The organism is Segeticoccus rhizosphaerae (genome assembly GCF_009192725.1).
In the GTDB taxonomy this organism is placed as follows: Bacteria; Actinomycetota; Actinomycetes; order Actinomycetales; family Dermatophilaceae; genus Segeticoccus; species Segeticoccus rhizosphaerae.
The window spans coordinates 1-581 of the sequence record NZ_VOHR01000716.1; the positions used below are offsets into that span (position 1 = coordinate 1).

Consider the following 581-nt stretch of genomic DNA (forward strand, 5'->3'; position numbering starts at 1 on the left):
GTGCGCGGTTCTTGAGGACTGTGGCAAGGTTTCCGACCGCACAGAACATCTCGGGGGTCGCATAGGCGCGTCGACGCTCGCCGTGGCCCTGGAGCCGGTCGAGCAACGCGGCGACCTCGTCGGAACGGTCGTCCAGTTCCTTGCGGCCCGCCTCGGTCGCCTCATAAGCCTTGCGTGTCTCGTCACCGGCGGCCTGTACGATTGCGCTTTCGTCCTCGAGCAGCGAGAGCGTGGGATAGATCGTGCCCGGACTCGGCGCATAGCTGCCTCCGGTCATTTCCTCGATCGCCTTGATCAGTTCATAGCCGTGGCGCGCTTCCTTTGCGAGAAGGTGAAGCAGCACCAGCCGCAACTCGCCGGATCCGAACATCCGGCGCCGCCGACGTCCGCCGCGCGGACCGAATTCGAACGAGAAATCGGCGTCGCTGCCGAAACCGCGACTGAAATCCGCTCCCGACATCATCGCGGCGGCAAAAGGCCAGCCGCCCATTTTCGCCATCTTACGCCACTTGTGAGACCTGTGCATCTTGATATTCCTTGAGCTGTCTTTGATATTTCTAAGATATATCTTAGATACGAAT

General features: G+C 60.8%; 1 protein-coding gene. It reads right to left on the reverse strand.

Translation table 11 applies throughout. From position 1 onward, the window contains the following. Positions 1 to 499, reverse strand: a 499-nt coding sequence (locus FRW57_RS22650) for a PadR family transcriptional regulator (protein WP_275263269.1), incomplete at its 3' end; no start/stop codon positions are given. Positions 500 to 581: the final 82 nt, after the last annotated feature.